The following is a 19,512-nucleotide window of genomic DNA, read 5'->3' as shown; positions in this document are numbered from 1 at the left end:
ACCATGACTGCAATCACGAATTTCGCGAAGACGTTTTTCCTCTGGGAACTGCTCAAGGGGATGAAGCTGACCGGGAGGCATTTCCTCTCCCGCAACATCACCGTCCAGTTCCCGGAAGAGAAGACGCCGCTGAGCCCGCGCTTCCGTGGCCTGCATGCGCTGCGCCGCTACGAGAACGGTGAAGAGCGCTGCATCGCCTGCAAGCTCTGCGAGGCCGTCTGCCCGGCGATGGCCATCACCATCGAGAGCGACGTGCGTGCCGACGGCAGCCGCCGCACGACGCGCTACGACATCGACCTGACCAAGTGCATCTTCTGCGGCTTCTGCGAAGAAAGCTGCCCGGTGGACTCCATCGTCGAGACCAGCATCTTCGAATATCACGGTGAAAAGCGCGGCGACCTGTACTTCACCAAGGACATGCTGCTGGCTGTGGGTGACAAGTACGAGGCAGAAATCGCAGCCCAGAAGGAGGCCGACGCCAAGTACCGCTGATCGCCGGCGCGCCGCAGGGCGCACCGCGGTCCAGCTCAGCTGGCCTGGATACGTATGGACATCACGACCATCCTCTTCTACGTCTTCTCCGGCATCCTGCTGGTGAGTTCGTTCCGTGTCATCACGGCGCGCAGCACCGTGCATGCCGCGCTCTTCCTGATCCTGTCCTTCTTCACGGCGTCCTGCCTCTGGATGCTGCTGAAGGCCGAGTTCCTGGCAATTGCGCTGGTGCTCGTCTACATCGGCGCCGTCATGGTGCTGTTCCTGTTCGTCGTCATGATGCTGGACCTGAACACGGACAGCATTCGTGAGGGCTTCTGGAAGCATCTGCCGCTGGCGGCCGTCGTCGGCGCGCTGATCGCCTTCGAGATGGGCATCGTGCTGATGGGTGGCTTCCAGCTGTCCGATGCGCCGGTGGCCACCGCAGCCCAGGTCCAGATGGGTAACACCAAGCTGCTGGGCATCGAGATCTACACGGCCTACCTCTACCCGCTGCAGATCGCGGCCGTGTTGCTGCTGGTCGCCATCGTCGCGGCCATCGCGCTGACGCTGCGCCGCCGCAAGGATTCGCGCGCCATGGACCCGTCCGAGCAGGTCAAGGTCACCAAGGTCCAGCGACTGAAGATCGTCAAGATGGCGCCGACCGTGGCCACGCCCGCCGTCGCCCCCGAATCTGCTGCCGCACCCACCAAAGGAGGCCAGGCATGATCGGCGCCGCTGGACTGACCCTGGGCCATTTCCTGACGCTCGGCGCGATGCTGTTCGCGCTGTCGGTGATCGGCATCTTCCTGAACCGCAAGAACCTGATCGTGCTGCTGATGGCCATCGAGCTGATGCTGCTGGCGGTCAACATGAACTTCGTCGCCTTCTCGCACTACCTGGGCGACATGGGCGGCCAGGTCTTCGTGTTCTTCATCCTGACCGTCGCGGCGGCCGAATCGGCCATCGGCCTGGCCATCCTGGTCGTGCTGTTCCGCAACCGCGCCAGCATCAATGTCGAAGAGCTCGACGCTCTCAAGGGCTGAGGACACAACAAGATGTCTGCACAACTCTCCCAGAACCTGTTGCTGACGGTGCCGCTGGCGCCGCTCGCGGGCGCCATCGTGGCCGGCTTCTTCGGCAAGACGGTGGGCCGCCGCGGCTCGCACGTGGTCACCATCCTCGGCGTCCTCATCGCCTTCATCATCTCGGCCATGACGCTGTACAGCGTCGCCGTCGACGGCGCGCGCTTCAACGCGACCGTCTACGAGTGGATGACGCTCGGCGAGCTGAAGATGGAGGTCGGCTTCCTCATCGACGGCCTGACGGCCATGATGATGTGCGTCGTGACCTTCGTGTCGCTGATGGTGCACATCTACACCATCGGCTACATGGAAGAGGACGACGGCTACCAGCGCTTCTTCTCCTACATCTCGCTGTTCACCTTCAGCATGCTGATGCTCGTCATGAGCAACAACATGCTGCAGCTGTTCTTCGGCTGGGAAGCGGTGGGCCTGGTGTCCTATCTGCTGATCGGCTTCTGGTACAAGAAACCGACGGCCATCTTCGCCAACATGAAGGCCTTCCTGGTGAACCGGGTCGGTGACTTCGGCTTCATCCTGGGCATCGGCCTGCTGGTGGCCTTCGGCGGCTCGCTGAACTACGTCGAGATCTTCGCCAAGTCCGAAATCCTGTCGAAGATGATCTTCCCCCTTCCTTTGTGGGGTAGCGATTGGTCGCTGCTGACGGTCGCCTGCATCTGCCTGTTCATCGGCGCGATGGGCAAGAGCGCGCAGTTCCCGCTGCACGTCTGGCTGCCCGACTCCATGGAAGGCCCGACGCCCATCTCCGCGCTGATCCACGCGGCAACGATGGTGACGGCCGGCATCTTCATGGTGGCGCGCATGTCGCCGCTGTTCGAGCTGAGCGACACGGCGCTGAACTTCGTGCTCGTCATCGGCGCGATCACGGCGCTGTTCATGGGCTTCCTGGGCATCATCCAGAACGACATCAAGCGCGTCGTTGCGTACTCGACGCTGTCCCAGCTCGGCTACATGACGGTGGCCCTGGGCGCCTCGGCCTATTCGGTCGCCGTCTTCCACCTGATGACGCATGCCTTCTTCAAGGCCCTGCTGTTCCTCGGTGCCGGCTCCGTCATCATCGGCATGCACCACGACCAGGACATCCGCAACATGGGCGGCCTGCGCAAGTACATGCCCATCACCTGGATCACGTCGCTGCTGGGCTCGCTGGCGCTGATCGGCACGCCGCTGTTCTCGGGCTTCTATTCCAAGGACTCCATCATCGAGGCCGTGCACGCCAGCCATCTGCCGGGTGCGCACTTCGCCTACTTCGCCGTCATCGTCGGCGTGTTCGTGACGGCCTTCTATTCCTTCCGGATGTACTTCCTCGTCTTCCACGGCAAGGAGAACTTCCACCACAAGCCCTTCCCGGGCGAGCACGATCATCACGACGATGACCATGGTGACCACGGCCACGCGCACGTGCCGCACGAGTCGCCCTGGGTCGTCACCGCGCCGCTGGTGCTGCTGGCCATCCCGTCGGTCGTCATCGGCTTCATGACGATCCAGCCGATGCTGTTCGGCGACTTCTTCAAGGACGCCATCATCGTCAACCTGCACGCCCACCCGGCGATGGAGGAGCTGGCGCATGAGTTCCACGGCGCTGCCGCGATGGCCCTGCACGGCCTGACCGCACTGCCGTTCTGGCTGGCCCTGTCCGGCGTCGTCACGGCCTATGTGTTCTACATGGTCGCTCCGAGCATCCCGGCCACGCTGGCCAAGGTGCTGCGCCCGCTGATCATCGTCCTGGAGAACAAATACTTCATGGACTGGATCAACGAGAACATCCTCGCCCGTGCTGCGCGCCTCATCGGCATGGGCCTGTGGAAGGGTGGCGATGCCGGCCTCATCGACGGCGTCATCATCAATGGCTCTGTCAAGACCGTCGGCGGCATTGCGGGCCTGGTGCGCCGTCTGCAGAGCGGTTATCTCTACTGGTACGCCCTCGTCATGATCCTTGGCGTCACGGGACTGATGACCTGGCAGCTCTGGCCCTATATCAAGCCCCAGTTCAATGCCCTCATCGGGTTCTGAGCGAAGAGGCGGAGAACAAGAATGTTGCTGAGTCTTGCGATTTTTCTGCCCATTGCCTGCGGCGCACTGCTGCTGGCGCTCGGGCGCGACGAGCAGGCGCACGCCGTGCGCTGGCTGGCCCTGGTCGCGGCCGTGGCGAGCTTCCTCGTCACCATCCCGCTGATCACCGGCTTCGACACGACGACGGCAGCGATGCAGTTCGTCGAGAACCAGCCCTGGGTCGAGCGCTTCAACATCAGCTACCACCTGGGCGTGGACGGCATCTCGATGTGGTTCGTGCCGCTGACGGCCTTCATCACCATCATCGTCGTCATCTCGGCCTGGGAGGTCATCGAGACCCGCGTCAACCAGTACATGGGCGCCTTCCTGATCCTGTCGGGGCTGATGGTGGGCGTGTTCAGCGCGCTGGACGGCATGCTGTTCTACGTGTTCTTCGAGGCCACGCTGATCCCGATGTACATCATCATCGGCGTCTGGGGCGGACCGAACCGCGTCTACGCGGCCTTCAAGTTCTTCCTGTACACGCTGGCCGGTTCGCTGCTGATGCTGATCGCGCTGCTCTACCTGTACTCCCAGGTTCCCGGCGGCAGCTTCGACATCCAGACCTGGCACAAGCTGCCGCTGACCGGTGGCGCCCAGACCTGGCTGTTCTTCGCCTTCCTGGCCGCCTTCTCGGTCAAGGTGCCGATGTGGCCGGTGCACACCTGGCTGCCCGACGCCCACGTCGAGGCGCCCACCGGTGGCTCGGTCGTGCTGGCCGCCATCATGCTTAAGCTGGGTTGCTACGGCTTCCTGCGCTTCTCGCTGCCGATCGCGCCGGACGCCGCCCGTCAATGGGCCTGGCTCATCATCGCGCTGTCGCTGATCGCCGTCGTCTACATCGGCCTGGTGGCCCTGGTGCAGAAGGACATGAAGAAGCTGGTGGCCTATTCGTCCATCGCCCACATGGGCTTCGTGACGCTGGGCTTCTTCATCTTCAACGAACTCGGCGTCTCCGGCGGCCTGGTGCAGATGATCTCGCACGGCTTCGTGTCGGGCGCGATGTTCCTGTGCATCGGCGTGCTCTACGACCGCGTGCATTCGCGTGAGATCGCTTCTTATGGCGGTGTCGTCAACACCATGCCCAAGTTCGCCGCCTTCGCCGTCTTCTTCGGCATGGCCAACTGCGGCCTGCCCGCCACGGCCGGCTTCGTCGGCGAGTGGATGGTCATCCTCGGCACCGTCAAGGCCAACTTCTGGCTGGGTGGCGTCGCGGCGACGGCCCTGGTCTTCGGCGCGGCCTACACGCTGTGGATGATCAAGCGCGTCTACTTCGGCGACATCGCCAACGACGACGTGCGCGCGCTGACCGACATCAATGGCCGCGAATTCCTCATGCTCGGCCTGCTGGCCGTGGCGACGCTGTACATGGGCCTCTATCCCAAGCCCTTCACCGACGTGATGCACAACTCGGTCACCGAGCTGCTCAAGCACGTGGCGCTCAGCAAGATCCCGGCCTGATCTCGAGCAGAGGCAAAACAATGAACGACATGAACTGGCTCGCGATCTATCCCGAAATCCTGCTGCTGGCGATGGGCTGCGTGGTCGCCCTCGTGGATCTGTGGGTCACCGACGAACAGCGCCGTCCGACCTACTGGCTGACCCAGCTGACGCTGGTCGTCGTGGGTGGCCTGCACTTCAGCTACTTCAACGCCGGCCTGACCAGCTATGCCATGCAGGACATGGTGGTCGCCGACCCCATGGGCCATCTGCTGGCCGGCTTCGCCTGCGTGGCCACGTTGATCACGCTGGTCTATGCGCGCCCCTACGCGGCCTCGCGCGAGATGCTCAAGGGTGAGCTCTTCATCCTCAGCCTGTTCGCGCTGCTGGGCATCAACGTGATGCTGTCGGCCAACAACTTCCTGGTCGTCTATCTCGGCCTGGAACTGATGAGCCTGTCGCTGTACGCGCTGGTGGCGCTGCGCCGCGACCACGCGGTGTCGACCGAGGCGGCCATGAAGTACTTCGTGCTCGGCGCGCTGGCCAGCGGCTTCCTGCTGTACGGCCTGTCGATGATGTACGGCGCCACCGGCTCGCTGACCATCCCCGAAGTCTTCAATGTCATCTCCCAGGGCATCCCGAACAAGAGCGTGCTGGTCTTCGGCACCGTCTTCGTCGTGGCCGGCCTGGCCTTCAAGCTCGGCGCCGCGCCCTTCCATATGTGGGTGCCCGACGTCTACCAGGGCGCACCGACCGCTGTCACGCTGCTGATCGGCGGCGCGCCCAAGCTGGCCGCCTTCGCCATCACCGTGCGCCTGCTGGTCGAGGGCATGAGCGGCCTGGCCGTGGACTGGCAGCAGATGCTGGTCGTGCTGTCCGTCATGTCGCTGCTTATCGGCAACCTGGCGGCCATCGCCCAGACCAATCTGAAGCGCATGCTGGCCTACTCGACCATCGCCAACATGGGCTTCATGCTGCTGGGCATGACCGCCGGCGTCGTCAACGACAGCACGACCTGGGGCACCAATGCCTACAGCTCGGCGATGTTCTATGTCGTCACCTATGTGCTGACGACGCTGGGCACCTTCGGCATGGTCATCCTGCTGTCGCGCCAGGGCCATGAGGCCGAAGAGATCAAAGACCTGGCCGGCCTGGGCAAGCGCAGCCCCTGGTTCGCGCTGGTCATGACGCTGTTCATGTTCTCGCTGGCCGGCGTGCCGCCGACCGTGGGCTTCTACGCCAAGCTCGCCGTGCTGCAGGCCCTGGTCGCCACGCAGCTGCCGTTCTACCTGTGGCTGGCCGGCTTCGCCGTCGTCGTGTCGCTGGTCGGCGCCTTCTACTACCTGCGCATCGTCAAGGTCATGTTCTTCGACGCCCCGACCGACACGGCCCCGCTGGCCGCGCCGGCCGACGTGCGCTTCGTCATGACGCTCAACGGCGCCGCCGTGCTGGTCTTCGGCCTGCTGCCGGGTGGCCTGCTGGAGCTGTGCAAGGTCGCGATCCGCCAGGCCCTGGCGACCTGAATGGCACAGCCCCTCGTCCACGACCGCGCCRCTGGACGCGGGCGGTCCTGGCCGGTCCCCCGAGGGGACGGCGATGCTTGCGGCATTGAGCCGCAAGCACATCGCCAGAGCGGGCCGGCTAGGGAGCGGCCCGTCGCTCGGCCCGCAAGTTGATGGATCAATCGGTCGCCGTCTGGCTGGTCCTGGCCGTGGCCGTCGTCGCGGCCAACCTGCCTTACTTCAATGAGCGCGTGCTGCTCGTCGGCCCGCGCCAGGCGCCCAAGGCGGCCTGGTGGCGGCTGCTGGAGCTGGTGCTGATGGCCGTGCTGACCTTCGGCCTTGGCTCGCTGCTGGAAGCCCGCATCGGCCAGCGCCAGGCCCAGGGCTGGGAGTTCTACGCGGCGGCGACCTGCCTCTTCATCACGCTGGGCTTTCCCGGCTTCGTCTGGAGGTATCTGCGCCGTGGCCACCTCTGATGCCTCAGACGAGCATCTCGTCGAACGCCTGATCGAAGGCAGCCAGGTCTACGCCGGCCATTTCCTCGATGTGCGCCGCGACCGCGTCGCGCTGCCCGATGGCCGTGCTGCCCACCGCGAATACATCCGCCACCCCGGCGCTGTCATGGTCGTGCCGTTGCTCGACGATGGCCGGCTGCTGATGGAGCGTCAGTACCGCTACCCCATGGGCCGCGTGATGCTGGAGTTCCCGGCCGGCAAGCTCGACGCCGGCGAGGACCCACTCGCCTGCGGACAGCGCGAACTGTTGGAAGAGACCGGCTACAGCGCCACCGAGTGGGCTTACGCCGGCGTACTGCACAACGCCATCGCCTACTCGGACGAAGGCATCCACATCTACTTCGCACGCGGCCTCACGAGGGGCGTGCAGCAGCTGGATGAAGGCGAGTTTCTCGAACTCGTCACGCACGCGGTCGAGGATCTCGACCGCCTCGCCGCCCAGGGCGAACTGACCGACGCCAAGACGCTGATCGGCCTGCTGTGGCTGCAGCGCTGGCAGCAGGGTGCCTGGCCGCTGGATTGGCAGCGCGCCTGATCCTTTTTCAGTGCATGACCTCTGGCGAACTGTTGCCAGACCGTTAAGCTCAGGCGTTTGAGCCGCCCGAAAACCTTTCCACCGCAGAAAGCTTCTCTCCATGACGCGTGCAACGCCGATCCTGACCGTCCTGACACTGGCCCTGGCCCTCACCGCCTGCGGCAAGGGCGGCAAGCCTGACGATGCCAAGGCCGCCGCCAAGCCGGCCGCCGCGCCGCTGCTTTTGGCGCCGGAGGATCTGCGCCAGGTGGGCCAGAGCGGCCTGATCGGTGCCCCCGTCATCACCGGTGCCATCCAGCCGGCCCGCCGCGCCGACCTGCGTGCCGAAGTGGCCGCCGTCGTGCTGCAGGTCGCCAAGGACAACGGCGAACGCRTGCGCGCGGGTGATCTCATCATCCGCCTCGACCCCACCTCCATCCGCGACGGCCTGACCTCCGCCGAGGAGGCTCTGCGCGCCGCCCAGCAGAGCTTCGAGCAGACGGAACGCGTGCTGGCCCGCCAGAAGACGCTGAACCAGCAGGGCATGATTTCCATGCAAGGCCTGGAAGACGCCGAGGTGCGCCGCAATTCGGCCCAGAGCGAGCTGGCCGCGGCCAAGGCGCGCGCCGTCACGGCCCGCCAGCAGGTCTCGCGCACCGAGGTGCGCGCGCCCTTCGACGGCGTCGTCAGCGAACGCAAGATCTCCGTCGGCGACACCGTGCAGATCGGCCGCGAGCTCATCAAGGTCATCGACCCGGCGTCCATGCGTTTCGAAGGCCAGGTCTCGGCCGACCGCCTGGGCGAGCTCAAGCTCGGTCAGCCGGTGGCCTTCCGCATCAACGGCTTTGGCGACGCGGAGTTCCGCGGCAAGCTGGCCCGCATCGACGCGGCCGCCAATGCGACGACCCGCCAGGTCGAGCTCATCGCCGAGTTCAACGACCGCGCCAAGGCGCCCCAGGTCTCCGGCCTCTATGCCGAAGGCCGCGTCGAGAGCGCCGAGCGCAAGGCGCTGGTGCTGGCCGAGGGCTCGGTGCAACGCCAGGGCGATGCGGCCTATGTCTGGAAGGTCGAGGGCAACCAGTTGAAGAAGGTCAATGTGACCCTGGGCGAGCGTGATGACCGCCGCGGCGAGGTCGTCATCGCTGCCGGCCTGGCCCTGGGCGACCAGGTGCTGCGCGCGCCCACGGGCAACCTGGTCGACGGCGCGCCGCTGCAGCGCGTCACGGCCGGCGCCGGTGCGGCCTCGGCCGTCACGCCCGGCGCTGCGCCCACGCCCACCGCCAGCAAGTAAGCAGGAGGCTCCCCGATGTTCCTCTCCAACTTCAGCATCAGCAGGCCCGTCGCGACCGTCGTCATGGTCATCGGGCTGATGCTGGTGGGCCTGCTGGCGCTGTCCAAGCTCAAGGTCAACCAGTTCCCCGAGGTCGAGCCGCCCGTGCTCGTCATCAACATCCCATACCCTGGTGCCTCACCCGAGACGGTGGAGCGCGAGGTCGTCAACCGCATCGAGAAGGCGCTGCAGAGCATCTCGGGCGTGGACCGCTCCAACTCCACGTCGCGCGAGGGCAGTGCCACCCTCGTGCTGGTCTTCGACTTCTCGAAGAACATGATCGAGGCCGCCGACGAGGTGCGCAACGCCATCGCCTCGGTGCGCTACAAGCTGCCGACCGAGATCCGCGAGCCCATCATCACGCGGGCCGACCCGGGCGCCCAGCCCATCCTGCAGCTGTCGCTGTCCAGCACGACGCTGACCCACGCCCAGCTCAGCCGCCTGGCCGAGGACAAGCTCGCCGAGCGTTTCCGTGGCATCCCGGGCGTGTCGACGGTGGGCGTCAACGGCTCGCTCAAGCGCGAGCTGTCCATCCTGCTGCATGCCGAGAAGCTGCGCGAGTTCGGCGTCTCCGTCACCGAGGTGCTGAACGCCGTGCGTGCCCAGAACACCACGGCGCCGGTCGGCAAGATCCGCGGCGCGCTGGAAGACCAGAGCATCCGCCTGCTCGGCCGCCTGGAGTCGCCGGCCGAGTTCGAGCAGATGATCATCAAGCGCACCGCCGGTACCGTCGTGCGCCTGGGCCAGGTCGCCGAAGTGCAGGACGGCTTCGCCGAGATGACCGGCTACTCGCTGCGCAACGGCCGGCCCAACGTCGGCATCTCCATCACGCGTTCGCGTGACGCGTCCACCGTCAGCGTCGCCAATGGCGCACGCACACTGCTGAAGGAGGTCGAGAAGGAGCTGCCCAAGGGCACGACGCTCGAGATCACGCAGGACGGCGGCAAGGATGCCGAGAACAGCCTGCACAACGTCACCGACGCCCTCGTCTTCGGCGCCGCGCTGACCATCTTCGTCGTCTATGCCTTCCTGAACAGCTGGCGCTCGACGCTGATCACCGCGCTGTCCCTGCCCACCTCGGTGCTGGCGGCCTTCATCGCCGTCTGGCTGATGGGCTTCTCGCTGAACTTCATGAGCCTGCTGGGCCTGTCGCTTGCCATCGGCGTGCTCATCGACGACGCCATCGTCGTGCGGGAAAACATCGTGCGCCACATGGAGCGCGGCAGCGACCGCGTCACGGCGGCGCGCGAAGGCACGGCCGAGATCGGCCTGGCCGTGGCCGCCACCACCTTCGCCATCGTCGCGGTGTTCGTGCCCGTCGCCTTCATGGGCAACGGCCCCGGTCAATGGTTCAAGCCCTTCGCGCTGACCGTCGTCGCCTCGGTCGTCGTGTCGCTGATCATCAGCTTCACGCTCGACCCCATGCTGTCGGCCTACTGGGGCGACCCCGTGGGCTATCACGAGCAGCCTAAGAAGGGCTTCGGCAAGCTGCTGGAACGCTTCAACCACTGGTTCGACGGCGTGGCCAACAGCTATGGCCATGTCATTGCCTGGGCGCTCCATCACCGCCGCTGGATGACCGCTTTCGCCTTGGCCAGCCTGGTCGGCGCCATCTTCCTGCAGGCCACGTTCGGCGGCTCCAGCTTCCTGCCGCAGGCCGACGCCGGCTTCCTCGCCATCGAGGTGCGCAGCCCGGCGTCCAGCAGCCTGGACTACTCCAAGCTCAAGCTCGACGCCGCCGCGGCCCTGGCCTCGACGATGAAGGAAACCAAGGCGACCACGTCCTATCCCAACGCCAGCGGCGGCCGCATCTATGTCGACATCGGCAAGAGCACCGAACGCCAGCGCTCGGCGGCCGACGTCGCCAAGGAATTGCGCGACAAGGTCGCTCGCCTGGTCGGCGCCGAGTACGTCGTGCTCGACGACCTGAACAACGGTGCCCAGAAGCCCGTGCAGATCCGCTTCTACGGCACCGACACGCGCCGCCTGCAGCAGATCACCCAGGACTTCCAGAAGACCATGGCCGGCATCAAGGGCGCGGTCGACATCGGCTACTCCGAGCAGGACCCGCAGAACGAGTTGCAGATCGAGCTCGACCGCAGCCTGGCCAACCAGATGGGCATCTCGGTCAACGACGCGGCCCAGGCGCTGCGCGTCGCCTTCGCCGGTGTCGAGGCCGGCGACTGGATCGACCCGACCGGCGAGGCCCGCGACGTGTCCATCCGCCTGCACCCGGCCGACCGCGTCGACGCCGCCAACATCGAGCGCCTGCCGATCGCCGTGACCGGCACCAACCGCATGGTGCCGCTGGACCAGATCGCCACCGTCACCATGGGCAAGGGCCCGGGCCAGATCCAGCACGGCGATGGCAAGCGCACCATCACGGTCAGCGCCAATGCCCAGGGCCGCTCGTCTGGTGAGATCACCGCCGAAGCCAAGAAGCTGGCCGAGAAGATCGACTTCCCGCCCGGCTTCGGCATCGAACTGGCTGGCGCGGCGCGTGACCAGCAGGTCGTTTTCACGGCCATGATCACCGCGCTGCTGTCCGGCATCGCGCTGATGTACTTCGTGCTCGTCATCCAGTTCAACAGCTTCACGGCGCCCTTCGCCGTGATGCTGTCGCTGCCGCTGAGCCTGATCGGCGTCGTGCTGGCGCTGATCCTGACGCGCGGCACGCTGAACCTGATGAGCCTCATCGGCGTCATCATGCTGATGGGGCTGGTGGCCAAGAACGCCATCCTGCTGCTGGACGCGACGCGCCAGGAGGAGAAGGCCGGCATCGACCGTGAAGAGGCGTTGATGCATGCGGGCCGCAAGCGCTTCCGTCCCATCCTGATGACGACGCTGGCGCTGATCGCCGGCATGATGCCGGTCGCCATCGGCATCGGCGAAGGCGGCGAGTTCTACCGCCCGATGGCCGTGGCCATCATCGGTGGCACCATCACGTCGACGCTGCTGACACTGTTGATCGTGCCGACCTTCTACGACAGCATCGAACTGGCCCGTGACCATGCGCTGGCCAAGTTCCACCGCCGCGTGCCGCGCTTCACGGTGGTGGGTGCCTTCGTGATGACGCTGATCGAGGCCGTGCTGGCCCTCGTGATGGTGCGCTTCGTGTTCCGACTGATCGTCAAGCTGGGCCGTCTGGTGACGGGCCGCCGAGTGATCGTTACACCAGCCGCCCAGGGTTGAGCAGGTCGAGTGGGTCGAGTGCCCGCTTGATCGCTCGCATCAGCGCCAGGGCCGTCGGGTCCTTGCGCTGAGCGAGCTCTTCGCGCTTGAGCCGGCCGATGCCATGCTCGGCCGAGATCGAGCCGCCACGGCGCTGCACGGCGTCGTAGACCTTCTCGTTGATGGCCGCCTCGTGCGCGGCCAGGAACTCGGCCGGTGTTACACCAGCCGGCGCCTGCACGTTGTAGTGCAGGTTGCCGTCGCCGAGGTGGCCGAAGTCGATGACCTCGATGCCGGGCAGATAGGCACCTAGCGCCGCATCCATCTCGGCGACGAAGCCGGGAATCGCCGACACCGGCAAGGAGATGTCGTGCTTGATGTTCAGCCCCGCCTGGGCCTGCGCCAGCGGGATGGACTCGCGCAGATGCCAGAAGGCCTTGGCCTGCTGGATGTTCTGGGCGATGGCCGCGTCCTGCACGCAGCCGCGCTCGAAGGCGGCTTCCAGCAGGCCTTCGAAAACGCTGCGGGCATGCTCGGCGCTCTCGGCATCGGACAGTTCCAGCAACACGCTCCATTCGGCCGGGCCCAGGGGCAGTGCCAGTTGCGGCAGCTCGCGCGCGACGAGAGCCAGCGCAGCCCGGTTCATGACCTCGAAGCCGGTCAGCGCATCGCCGGCCCGCGCGCGCGCCAGGCCGAGCAGGGCCACAGCATCCTCCAGCGAGTCACAAGCGGCCAGCGCGGTCAGGCGCTCCTTGGGCTGCGGATAGAGCTTCATCGTCGCGGCGGTGATGACGCCCAGCGTGCCCTCGCTGCCGATGAAGAGATCGCGCAGGTCGTAGCCGGTGTTGTCCTTGCGCAGGCCCGACAGGCCTTGCCAGACCTCGCCCGTCGCCGTGACGACCTCCAGCCCCAGGCAGAGTTCGCGCGCATTGCCATAACGCAGCACCTGGGTGCCACCGGCATTCGTCGCCAGGTTGCCGCCCAGCGTGCACGAGCCCTCGGCGGCGAGGCTGAGCGGGAACAGCCAGCCCGCGGCCGCGGCGGCGGCCTGCACCTCGGCCAGCACGCAGCCGGCTTCGACGGTCAGGCTGGCGTTGGCGGCATCGATGTTGCGCACGCGCTTCATGCGCGACAGGCTCAGCACCAGCTGGTGGCCGCTGTCGTCCGGGGTCGAGCCCCCGACGAGACCGGTGTTGCCACCCTGGGGCACGACGGTCACGCGGTACTCGTGGCACAACCGCATGACCGCCGCGACTTCATCGGTCGACGCCGGCCGCGCCACGGCCAGCGTCTTGCCGACATAGCGCTTGCGCCAGTCGTTTTCATAGGCGGCCAGATCACCGCCCACCAGCAGGCCCGCCTCGCCGAGCCGCTCCCGCAGCGCGTCGAGGAAGGCTTTCATGCCGCCTTGGCCGCCGCCAGGCGTCGGCGGATCTGTGCCGTGCAGGCCGTGAAGATGACGACGCTCAACACCACTTCGGCGAGCGCCAACCATTGCCCGAGGCCGCTTTCGCTCGTCGAGCGCACCAGCCCTTCCATCACGTAGAGCCAGATGGCGAGTGACAGCCAGCGGTAGGTGTACATGCGATAGCGCCACAAGCCCAGCGGGGCAGCCAGCAGCGGCAGCGCCTTCACGGCCAGCGTGCCGCGGCCGGTCGGGGCGAGCCACAGCTCCCAGGCCAGGCACAGCAGGATGAGGCTCACGGTGGCGCTGAACGCCAGATTGCGTGTCAGCCGCTCGACGGCTGTGGGTTCGGTTCTTTCGAGGGCAGGGGACATAGCTGCGGCATCATAGAAGCCATGTCCATGACGCCGATCCCGCCGATTCCGCCGATCCCGCCCGTTCCGCCTGCAGCGCCCGACAACCCCGATGCGCCGCTGGCCCGCAACCCCATCGCCTTCGCCAGCGACTTCATCACCGAGCTGCTGGCCTGGCCCTGGCTGCAGACGCTGCACACCTTCCGCCAGCGCTTTCGCGAGGAGAAGCTCGGCCTGACCGCCGGCAGCCTGACTTTCACGACGCTGATCTCGCTGGTGCCGCTGCTGACGGTGATGCTGGCCATCTTCACGGCCTTCCCGATGTTCTCCAGCTTCCAGTCCGCGCTGGAGCAGTATTTTCTGAAGAGCCTGATCCCGCCCAATATCGCCAAGCCGGTGCTGGCCTCGCTGACGCAGTTCGCGGCCAAGGCCAACAAGCTCGGCGTCGTCGGCCTGATCTTTCTCGGCATCACGGCGCTGGCGCTGATGCTGACCATAGACCGCACGCTGAACGCCATCTGGCGCGTGAAGCGGCCGCGACCGATGGCGCAGCGCGTGCTGGTCTACTGGGCCGCGCTGACGCTGGGCCCGCTGCTGCTGGGCGGCAGCCTGACGCTGACGAGCTATGCCATCAGCGTCGGCCAGGGTTATCTCACGGCCATGCCGGCCGCCATGTCGACGACCTTGGGCAGTGCCGACGTCGTGCTGTTCGGCCTGGCCATGGCCGGGCTCTTCCACTATGTGCCCAACACCCATGTGCGCTGGCGCCATGCCCTCATCGGCGGCGCCTTCGTGTCGCTGGGCTTCTCGCTGGCGAAGTCGCTGCTGGCCTGGTACGTCAAGCAGGTGCCGACCTATTCGACGCTGTACGGCGCCTTCGCGACCGTGCCGGTCTTCCTGATCTGGGTCTACCTCGGCTGGGTCATCGTGCTGCTGGGCGCCATCCTGGCGGCCAACACGCCCAGCCTGACGGGCCGGCTGCATCTGCGCCCCGACTCGCCCGGCCAGCCCATGGCGCTGGCGCTGGAAACACTGCGTGAGCTCTGGCGCGTACGCGAAGCCGGCCAGCGCGGCCTGTCCTATCTGGCGCTGGCGAGCGCCCTGCGCGTGGACCCGCTGCAGCTCAGCCCCGTCATCGACAAGCTGCTGGCCATGGACTGGATAGGCCGGCTGGAAGAGGAGGGCGCCCAGCGCCTGGTGCTGATGTGCGCGCCCGAGCGCACGCCGGCCGAGCCGCTGCTGGCGGCCTTCCTGGCCGAGCGCGGCACCACGCTGGGCCCGCTGTGGCAGCGCAGCGATTGGCAGCGCCTGCAACTGGCCGACCTGTTCACGACCGCGGTCGGCGCGCCGGTGCGCTGACCGCTTGGCAAGAGGAAACCATGAGCGCGATTGGAAATTTTCTTTGGTTCGTCCTGGGCGGCGCCTTGATGGGCCTGGGCTGGTGGGTGGTCGGGCTGCTGGCCTTCGTCAGCGTGGTCGGCATCCCCTGGGGGCGCGCCTGCTTCGTCATCGGTCAGTTCGCCTTCTTCCCCTTCGGCAAGGAGGCGGTCAGCAGGAGGACGCTGTCGGGCGTGGACGACATTGGCACCAGCGGGCTCGGCGTGATCGGCAACGTGGTGTGGTTCATTCTCGCCGGCGTGTGGCTGGCCATCGGCCATGTGTTTTCGGCCATTGCCTGCGTCTGCACCATCATCGGCATTCCCTTCGCCATCCAGCATCTGAAGCTGGCCGGCATCGCGCTGGCGCCCATCGGCAAGACCATCGTCGACAAGGAAGTGTCGGCCGCCGCACGTACGCACGAGGCCAAAGCCTCCGTGACGGGCTGGCGCAACTGAGCCTCACTGCGGCTGGAAGCCTCCGGCCTTGATGATCTTGGCCCACGCCGCGGCATAGGCGCGCTCGCGGGTGGCCAGCTGGGCCGAAGTCATCATGCCCACGGACAGGCCGAGCTCGGCCAGCCTGGCCTTCACCACCGGCTGGTTGATCACCCCGGCCAGCGCGTTGGAGAAGCGCTCCACGACGGCGGGTGAAGTGCCGGCGGGTGCAAACAGGCCGTAGTAGGGCAGGTCCTCGAAGCCGGCGATGCCCAGTTCGGCGAAGGTCGGCACCTCGGGCAGCACGCCTTGGCGCTGCTGGCCCATGACGGCGACGATCTTCAGCTTCTTCTGCTGGTGGTTGACGATGAGGTCGGGCACCGAGCCCACGCCGGCGCTGATCTGGTTGCCCAGCATGTCGGCAATCATGGGCGCGCTGCCACGGTAGGGCACGGCCAGCAGGTTGAGGCCATGCTTCTCGCCCAGCAGCTTGACGAGGAACTCCGGCACCGAAGCCGGCGCCGGAATGCCGACATTGCCCTGGCCGCCTTGCTTCTTCACCCAGGCGAGGTACTCGGGGAGGCTGGCGGCCGGTGTGCCGCCCGACAGGGCCAGCGCGTTGGCAAAGGTCGCGAAACCGGCCACCGGCACGAAATCGTGGCTCGGGTCGAAGCCCGGGTTCTTCAGCACCAGCGGCAGGATGGAGATGGTGTGGTCGTGGCTGACGAAGAAGGTCGTGCCGTCTGGGGCGGCTGCCTTCAGCGCCTGGGCCGCGATCTGGCCGCCGGCGCCGGGCCGGTTGTCGACCAGGACCGTCGTGCCGAGGGAGGCTTGCAGGGCTTCACCCAGCAGCCGCGCGATGGCATCGGTGCCGCCGCCGGCGGGGAAGCCGACGAGGAGGCGGATGGGCTTGCCTTCCTGGGCCTGAGCGGCAAAGGGCAGGGCCGCGAGTGCGGCCAGGGCTGAACGACGTTGGATCATCGGCGGGCTCCCGAGTTGAACCCGCGGGAGTCTACGGGTGCAGGACCACCAGCAGTGCGGTCGCCGCCGACTTGGTGGCATTGCGGATGGCATGCGGGCCGTCGACGGCATAACGCGCCGTCTCGCCGGCCTTGAGCTTGCTGGTCACGCCCTGGGCGCTGACCTCCAGGCTGCCGGTCAGCACGCTCAGGTGCTCGCGCGAGCCGGGCTCATGGGCCTGCGAATCCAGCACACCGCCGGGCTGCACGCTCAGCTCGTACCACTCGAACTGTCCCGCCAGCTCGATCGGACCCAGGATGCGCAGCTTGCACAGGCCGTCGGGGCTGGTCAGGCCCGGCGTCGCATGAGCCGGCACGGTCTCGATGGCTGGCGTGGCGATGCGTTCCGTGCCCAGCAGTTCGCCCATGTCCACGCCCAGCGCATTGGCCAGCCGCCACACCACGGCCACCGTGGGATTGGCCTGATTGCGCTCGATCTGCGACAACATGGACTTGCTCACGCCGGCGCGTTTGGACAAATCATCCAGCGACAGGCCACGGCTGCTGCGCAGCGCCTGCAATGCAGCGCCGACGCGGGGCGGTTCGGTGTCCATATTCATGCTTGACGGCGGTAGACGTTTTTCAGATACTGCACGAAAGTTCGATATATCGAACAAGTTCGATTTACAGGATTGTGCATCAGGAGCACGCGATGAGCCAGCCTTTCTACTCCCATCTGCAGACCGAGCTGGACGGTATCCGTGCCGCCGGCCTCTTCAAGGCGGAGCGCATCATCACGACGCCTCAGGGCGCCGTCGTGAAGACGACCGACGGCCGCGAGGTCATCAACCTCTGTGCCAACAATTACCTCGGGCTGTCGTCCCATCCTCAGGTCATCGAGGCGGCGCATGAAGCGCTGCGCACCCATGGTTTCGGCCTGTCGTCGGTGCGCTTCATCTGCGGCACGCAAGACCTGCACAAGGAGCTGGAGGGCCGTATCGCCCGCTTCGTCGGCTGCGAGGACGCCATCCTCTATGCGGCAGCGTTTGACGCCAACGGCGGGCTCTTCGAGCCCCTGCTGGGCGAGCAGGACGCCATCATCAGCGACGCGCTCAACCACGCCTCCATCATCGACGGCATTCGCCTGTGCAAGGCCCAGCGCTACCGCTATGAGCACAACAACCTCGACGACCTTGAGCGTTGTCTGAAGGAAGCCAAGGAGAAGGGCGCCCGCTTCACGCTGGTCTTCACCGACGGCGTGTTCTCCATGGACGGCACCATCGCCCAGCTCGACAAGATCCGCGCGCTGTGCGACCAGTACGACGCGCTGCTGGGCATCGATGAATGCCATGCCAGCGGCTTCATGGGCAAGACCGGCCGCGGTACCGCCGAGCATCGCGGCGTGTTCGGCAAGATCGACATCATCACCGGTACCTTCGGCAAGGCCCTGGGCGGCGCCTCGGGTGGCTTCACGGCCGCACGCAAGGAAGTCGTCGAGCTGCTGCGCCAGCGCTCGCGACCCTATCTATTCAGCAACACGCTGGCGCCCAGCATCGCCGGCGCATCTCTCGCTGTGCTGGACCTGCTGGAAGGCTCGACCGCCCTGCGCGACAAGCTCGAAGCCAACACCGCCTGGTTCCGGGAGGCCATCCAGGCCGCGGGCTTCGAGATCAAGCCCGGTACCCACCCCATCGTGCCCATCATGGTCTACGACGCGGTCAAGGCGCAGGAACTGTCCAAGCGCATCCTGGAGCTGGGCATCTACGCCGTCGGCTTCTTCTTCCCCGTCGTGCCCAAGGGCCAGGCGCGCATCCGCGTGCAGGTCTCGGCGGTGCATGAGCGCGAGCATCTCGAAAAGGCCGTCGCTGCGTTCACGCAGGCTGGCCGCGAGCTGGGCCTCGTCAAATGAGCGATATCCGCATCCTCATCATCGGCGCCAACGGCCAGATCGGTACCGAACTGGCGACGGAGCTCGCCAAGCTGCACGGCAACGACGTCGTCATCACCAGCGACCTGGCGCCCAAGGGCCGTGTGCCCGCGCTGCAGCACGAGGCGCTGGACGTGACCGATGCCGGCGCCCTGGCCACTGTCGTCAAGCGCCACCACATCACGCAGATCTACCACCTCGCCGCCGCCCTCTCGGCCAATGGCGAGAAGCACCCGATGTGGGCCTGGGACCTGAACATGAAGGGCCTGCTCAACGTGCTGGAGCTGGCCCGCCACGAGAAGCTGGACAAGATCTTCTGGCCCAGCTCGATCGCCGCCTTCGGCCCCAACACGCCGGCGGTCGACACGCCGCAGACTTGCGTGATGGACCCGACGACGGTCTATGGCATCTCCAAGCTGGCCGGCGAACGCTGGTGCGACTGGTACCACGCCAAGCATGGCGTGGACGTGCGCAGCCTGCGCTACCCCGGCCTCATCAGCTGGAAGACACCGCCCGGTGGCGGCACGACGGACTACGCCGTCGAGATCTTCCACTCCGCCATCAAGGAAGGCCGCTACACCTGCTTCCTGAAGGAGGACCAGGCGCTGCCGATGATGTACATGCCCGACGCGCTGCGCGCCACCATCGAGCTGATGAACGCACCGGCCGACCAGGTCAAGCAGCGCGGCAGCTACAACCTGGCGGGCGTCAGCTTCACGCCGGCAGGCATCGCCGCCTCCATCCGCCGCCGCCTGCCCGAGTTCACGATGGACTGCGTGCCCGACTTCCGCCAGGCCATCGCCGCCAGTTGGCCGCAGCGCATCGACGATGCGGCCGCGCAAGCCGACTGGGGCTGGAAGTTGCAATACGACCTCGATGCGATGGTCGATGACATGCTGACTGAGCTGACACGCGAACTACGCGTTGGCTGACAGGAGGTGCCAGGTCTGGCTGGT

General features: G+C 66.5%; 18 protein-coding genes. 14 read left to right on the top strand and 4 right to left on the bottom strand.

Annotation, left to right across the window (positions count from 1 at the left end; all coding sequences use genetic code 11):
- The first annotated feature begins 3 nt into the window (after nucleotides 1-3).
- The 10 genes from nuoI (at nucleotide 4) to AC1D2H_RS08345 (ending at nucleotide 12,119) form a co-directional block, all read left to right on the top strand.
- On the top strand, nucleotides 4-492 hold the full coding sequence (nuoI, locus tag AC1D2H_RS08390; RefSeq protein WP_477895074.1) for an NADH-quinone oxidoreductase subunit NuoI: 489 nt from the start codon (nucleotides 4-6) through the stop codon (nucleotides 490-492).
- A 54-nt stretch (nucleotides 493-546) separates the two neighbouring features.
- Nucleotides 547-1,200, top strand: a complete 654-nt coding sequence (locus AC1D2H_RS08385; protein WP_478010617.1) for an NADH-quinone oxidoreductase subunit J — start codon at nucleotides 547-549, stop codon at nucleotides 1,198-1,200.
- Nucleotides 1,197-1,517: an NADH-quinone oxidoreductase subunit NuoK gene (gene nuoK / locus AC1D2H_RS08380; protein ID WP_056271411.1), complete on the top strand. Its 321-nt coding sequence runs from the start codon at nucleotides 1,197-1,199 to the stop codon at nucleotides 1,515-1,517. Before AC1D2H_RS08385 ends, nuoK begins: the two co-directional genes overlap by 4 nt.
- 12 nt (nucleotides 1,518-1,529) lie before the next feature.
- Complete coding sequence (nuoL, locus tag AC1D2H_RS08375) at nucleotides 1,530-3,587, top strand: NADH-quinone oxidoreductase subunit L (RefSeq protein WP_478010616.1); 2,058 nt, start codon at nucleotides 1,530-1,532, stop codon at nucleotides 3,585-3,587.
- A 21-nt stretch (nucleotides 3,588-3,608) separates the two neighbouring features.
- Entirely contained in the window at nucleotides 3,609-5,087 is a 1,479-nt protein-coding gene (locus AC1D2H_RS08370) for an NADH-quinone oxidoreductase subunit M (protein WP_478010615.1), read from the top strand.
- A gap of 20 nt (nucleotides 5,088-5,107) precedes the next feature.
- Entirely contained in the window at nucleotides 5,108-6,589 is a 1,482-nt protein-coding gene (nuoN, locus tag AC1D2H_RS08365) for an NADH-quinone oxidoreductase subunit NuoN (RefSeq protein WP_477934150.1), read from the top strand.
- Between the two features lie 152 nt (nucleotides 6,590-6,741).
- Nucleotides 6,742-7,044, top strand: coding sequence for a DUF2818 family protein (locus tag AC1D2H_RS08360; protein WP_477934152.1), 303 nt, complete (start codon nucleotides 6,742-6,744; stop codon nucleotides 7,042-7,044).
- The gene (locus AC1D2H_RS08355) at nucleotides 7,031-7,618 is read left to right on the top strand and encodes an NUDIX domain-containing protein (RefSeq protein ID WP_478010614.1); all 588 of its coding nucleotides are present in this window, start codon (nucleotides 7,031-7,033) and stop codon (nucleotides 7,616-7,618) included. The genes AC1D2H_RS08360 and AC1D2H_RS08355 overlap by 14 nt, the downstream gene beginning before the upstream one ends.
- Nucleotides 7,619-7,718: 100 nt before the next feature.
- A complete protein-coding gene (locus AC1D2H_RS08350; RefSeq protein ID WP_478010613.1) occupies nucleotides 7,719-8,888 on the top strand; it encodes an efflux RND transporter periplasmic adaptor subunit in 1,170 nt (389 codons plus the stop codon).
- 15 nt (nucleotides 8,889-8,903) lie between these two features.
- Nucleotides 8,904-12,119, top strand: coding sequence for an efflux RND transporter permease subunit (locus AC1D2H_RS08345; protein ID WP_478010612.1), 3,216 nt, complete (start codon nucleotides 8,904-8,906; stop codon nucleotides 12,117-12,119).
- On the opposite strand, the gene AC1D2H_RS08340 is transcribed toward AC1D2H_RS08345, so the two are convergent.
- Both AC1D2H_RS08340 and AC1D2H_RS08335 read right to left on the bottom strand, forming a co-directional pair.
- On the bottom strand, nucleotides 12,097-13,500 hold the full coding sequence (locus tag AC1D2H_RS08340) for an FAD-binding oxidoreductase (protein WP_478010611.1): 1,404 nt from the start codon (nucleotides 13,498-13,500) through the stop codon (nucleotides 12,097-12,099). The two genes, AC1D2H_RS08345 and AC1D2H_RS08340, sit on opposite strands and share 23 nt — an antisense overlap.
- Nucleotides 13,497-13,877 carry a DUF2069 domain-containing protein gene (locus AC1D2H_RS08335; RefSeq protein ID WP_477934162.1) on the bottom strand — a complete coding sequence of 127 codons (381 nt, stop codon included), beginning with the start codon at nucleotides 13,875-13,877 and terminating at the stop codon, nucleotides 13,497-13,499. The genes AC1D2H_RS08340 and AC1D2H_RS08335 overlap by 4 nt, the downstream gene beginning before the upstream one ends.
- A gap of 27 nt (nucleotides 13,878-13,904) precedes the next feature.
- Between AC1D2H_RS08335 and AC1D2H_RS08330 the strand changes: the two genes are divergently transcribed.
- Nucleotides 13,905-15,215 carry a YihY family inner membrane protein gene (locus tag AC1D2H_RS08330; RefSeq protein ID WP_478010610.1) on the top strand — a complete coding sequence of 437 codons (1,311 nt, stop codon included), beginning with the start codon at nucleotides 13,905-13,907 and terminating at the stop codon, nucleotides 15,213-15,215.
- Between the two features lie 20 nt (nucleotides 15,216-15,235).
- Nucleotides 15,236-15,691, top strand: a complete 456-nt coding sequence (locus tag AC1D2H_RS08325; protein ID WP_478010609.1) for a YccF domain-containing protein — start codon at nucleotides 15,236-15,238, stop codon at nucleotides 15,689-15,691.
- A 3-nt stretch (nucleotides 15,692-15,694) separates the two neighbouring features.
- On the opposite strand, the gene AC1D2H_RS08320 is transcribed toward AC1D2H_RS08325, so the two are convergent.
- Nucleotides 15,695-16,651, bottom strand: a complete 957-nt coding sequence (locus tag AC1D2H_RS08320) for a Bug family tripartite tricarboxylate transporter substrate binding protein (protein ID WP_478010608.1) — start codon at nucleotides 16,649-16,651, stop codon at nucleotides 15,695-15,697.
- Between the two features lie 31 nt (nucleotides 16,652-16,682).
- Nucleotides 16,683-17,249, bottom strand: a complete 567-nt coding sequence (locus AC1D2H_RS08315; RefSeq protein ID WP_478010607.1) for a helix-turn-helix domain-containing protein — start codon at nucleotides 17,247-17,249, stop codon at nucleotides 16,683-16,685.
- Nucleotides 17,250-17,341: 92 nt separating this feature from the next.
- Here AC1D2H_RS08315 and kbl point away from each other — a divergent pair, with 92 nt between their 5' ends.
- Both kbl and AC1D2H_RS08305 read left to right on the top strand, forming a co-directional pair.
- A complete protein-coding gene (gene kbl / locus AC1D2H_RS08310; RefSeq protein ID WP_478010606.1) occupies nucleotides 17,342-18,538 on the top strand; it encodes a glycine C-acetyltransferase in 1,197 nt (398 codons plus the stop codon).
- Complete coding sequence (locus tag AC1D2H_RS08305; RefSeq protein WP_478010605.1) at nucleotides 18,535-19,488, top strand: NAD-dependent epimerase/dehydratase family protein; 954 nt, start codon at nucleotides 18,535-18,537, stop codon at nucleotides 19,486-19,488. The genes kbl and AC1D2H_RS08305 overlap by 4 nt, the downstream gene beginning before the upstream one ends.
- Nucleotides 19,489-19,512 lie beyond the last annotated feature (24 nt).

The organism is Roseateles sp. P1_C1_2, assembly GCF_056406535.1.
This window is presented reverse-complemented; position numbering and strand designations above follow the sequence as displayed.

Bases quoted from the DNA above. Each gene is read 5' to 3' on its own strand.
- AC1D2H_RS08330 (WP_478010610.1), top strand. From the start codon at position 13,905: ATGACGCCGATCCCGCCGATTCCGCCGATCCCGCCCGTTCCGCCTGCA.
- AC1D2H_RS08320 (WP_478010608.1), bottom strand. From the start codon at position 16,651: ATGATCCAACGTCGTTCAGCCCTGGCCGCACTCGCGGCCCTGCCCTTT.
- kbl (WP_478010606.1), top strand. From the start codon at position 17,342: ATGAGCCAGCCTTTCTACTCCCATCTGCAGACCGAGCTGGACGGTATC.
- AC1D2H_RS08335 (WP_477934162.1), bottom strand. From the start codon at position 13,877: ATGTCCCCTGCCCTCGAAAGAACCGAACCCACAGCCGTCGAGCGGCTG.
- nuoN (WP_477934150.1), top strand. From the start codon at position 5,108: ATGAACGACATGAACTGGCTCGCGATCTATCCCGAAATCCTGCTGCTG.
- nuoI (WP_477895074.1), top strand. From the start codon at position 4: ATGACTGCAATCACGAATTTCGCGAAGACGTTTTTCCTCTGGGAACTG.
- AC1D2H_RS08385 (WP_478010617.1), top strand. From the start codon at position 547: ATGGACATCACGACCATCCTCTTCTACGTCTTCTCCGGCATCCTGCTG.
- AC1D2H_RS08315 (WP_478010607.1), bottom strand. From the start codon at position 17,249: ATGAATATGGACACCGAACCGCCCCGCGTCGGCGCTGCATTGCAGGCG.
- nuoL (WP_478010616.1), top strand. From the start codon at position 1,530: ATGTCTGCACAACTCTCCCAGAACCTGTTGCTGACGGTGCCGCTGGCG.
- AC1D2H_RS08370 (WP_478010615.1), top strand. From the start codon at position 3,609: ATGTTGCTGAGTCTTGCGATTTTTCTGCCCATTGCCTGCGGCGCACTG.
- AC1D2H_RS08325 (WP_478010609.1), top strand. From the start codon at position 15,236: ATGAGCGCGATTGGAAATTTTCTTTGGTTCGTCCTGGGCGGCGCCTTG.
- AC1D2H_RS08305 (WP_478010605.1), top strand. From the start codon at position 18,535: ATGAGCGATATCCGCATCCTCATCATCGGCGCCAACGGCCAGATCGGT.
- nuoK (WP_056271411.1), top strand. From the start codon at position 1,197: ATGATCGGCGCCGCTGGACTGACCCTGGGCCATTTCCTGACGCTCGGC.
- AC1D2H_RS08345 (WP_478010612.1), top strand. From the start codon at position 8,904: ATGTTCCTCTCCAACTTCAGCATCAGCAGGCCCGTCGCGACCGTCGTC.
- AC1D2H_RS08340 (WP_478010611.1), bottom strand. From the start codon at position 13,500: ATGAAAGCCTTCCTCGACGCGCTGCGGGAGCGGCTCGGCGAGGCGGGC.
- AC1D2H_RS08360 (WP_477934152.1), top strand. From the start codon at position 6,742: ATGGATCAATCGGTCGCCGTCTGGCTGGTCCTGGCCGTGGCCGTCGTC.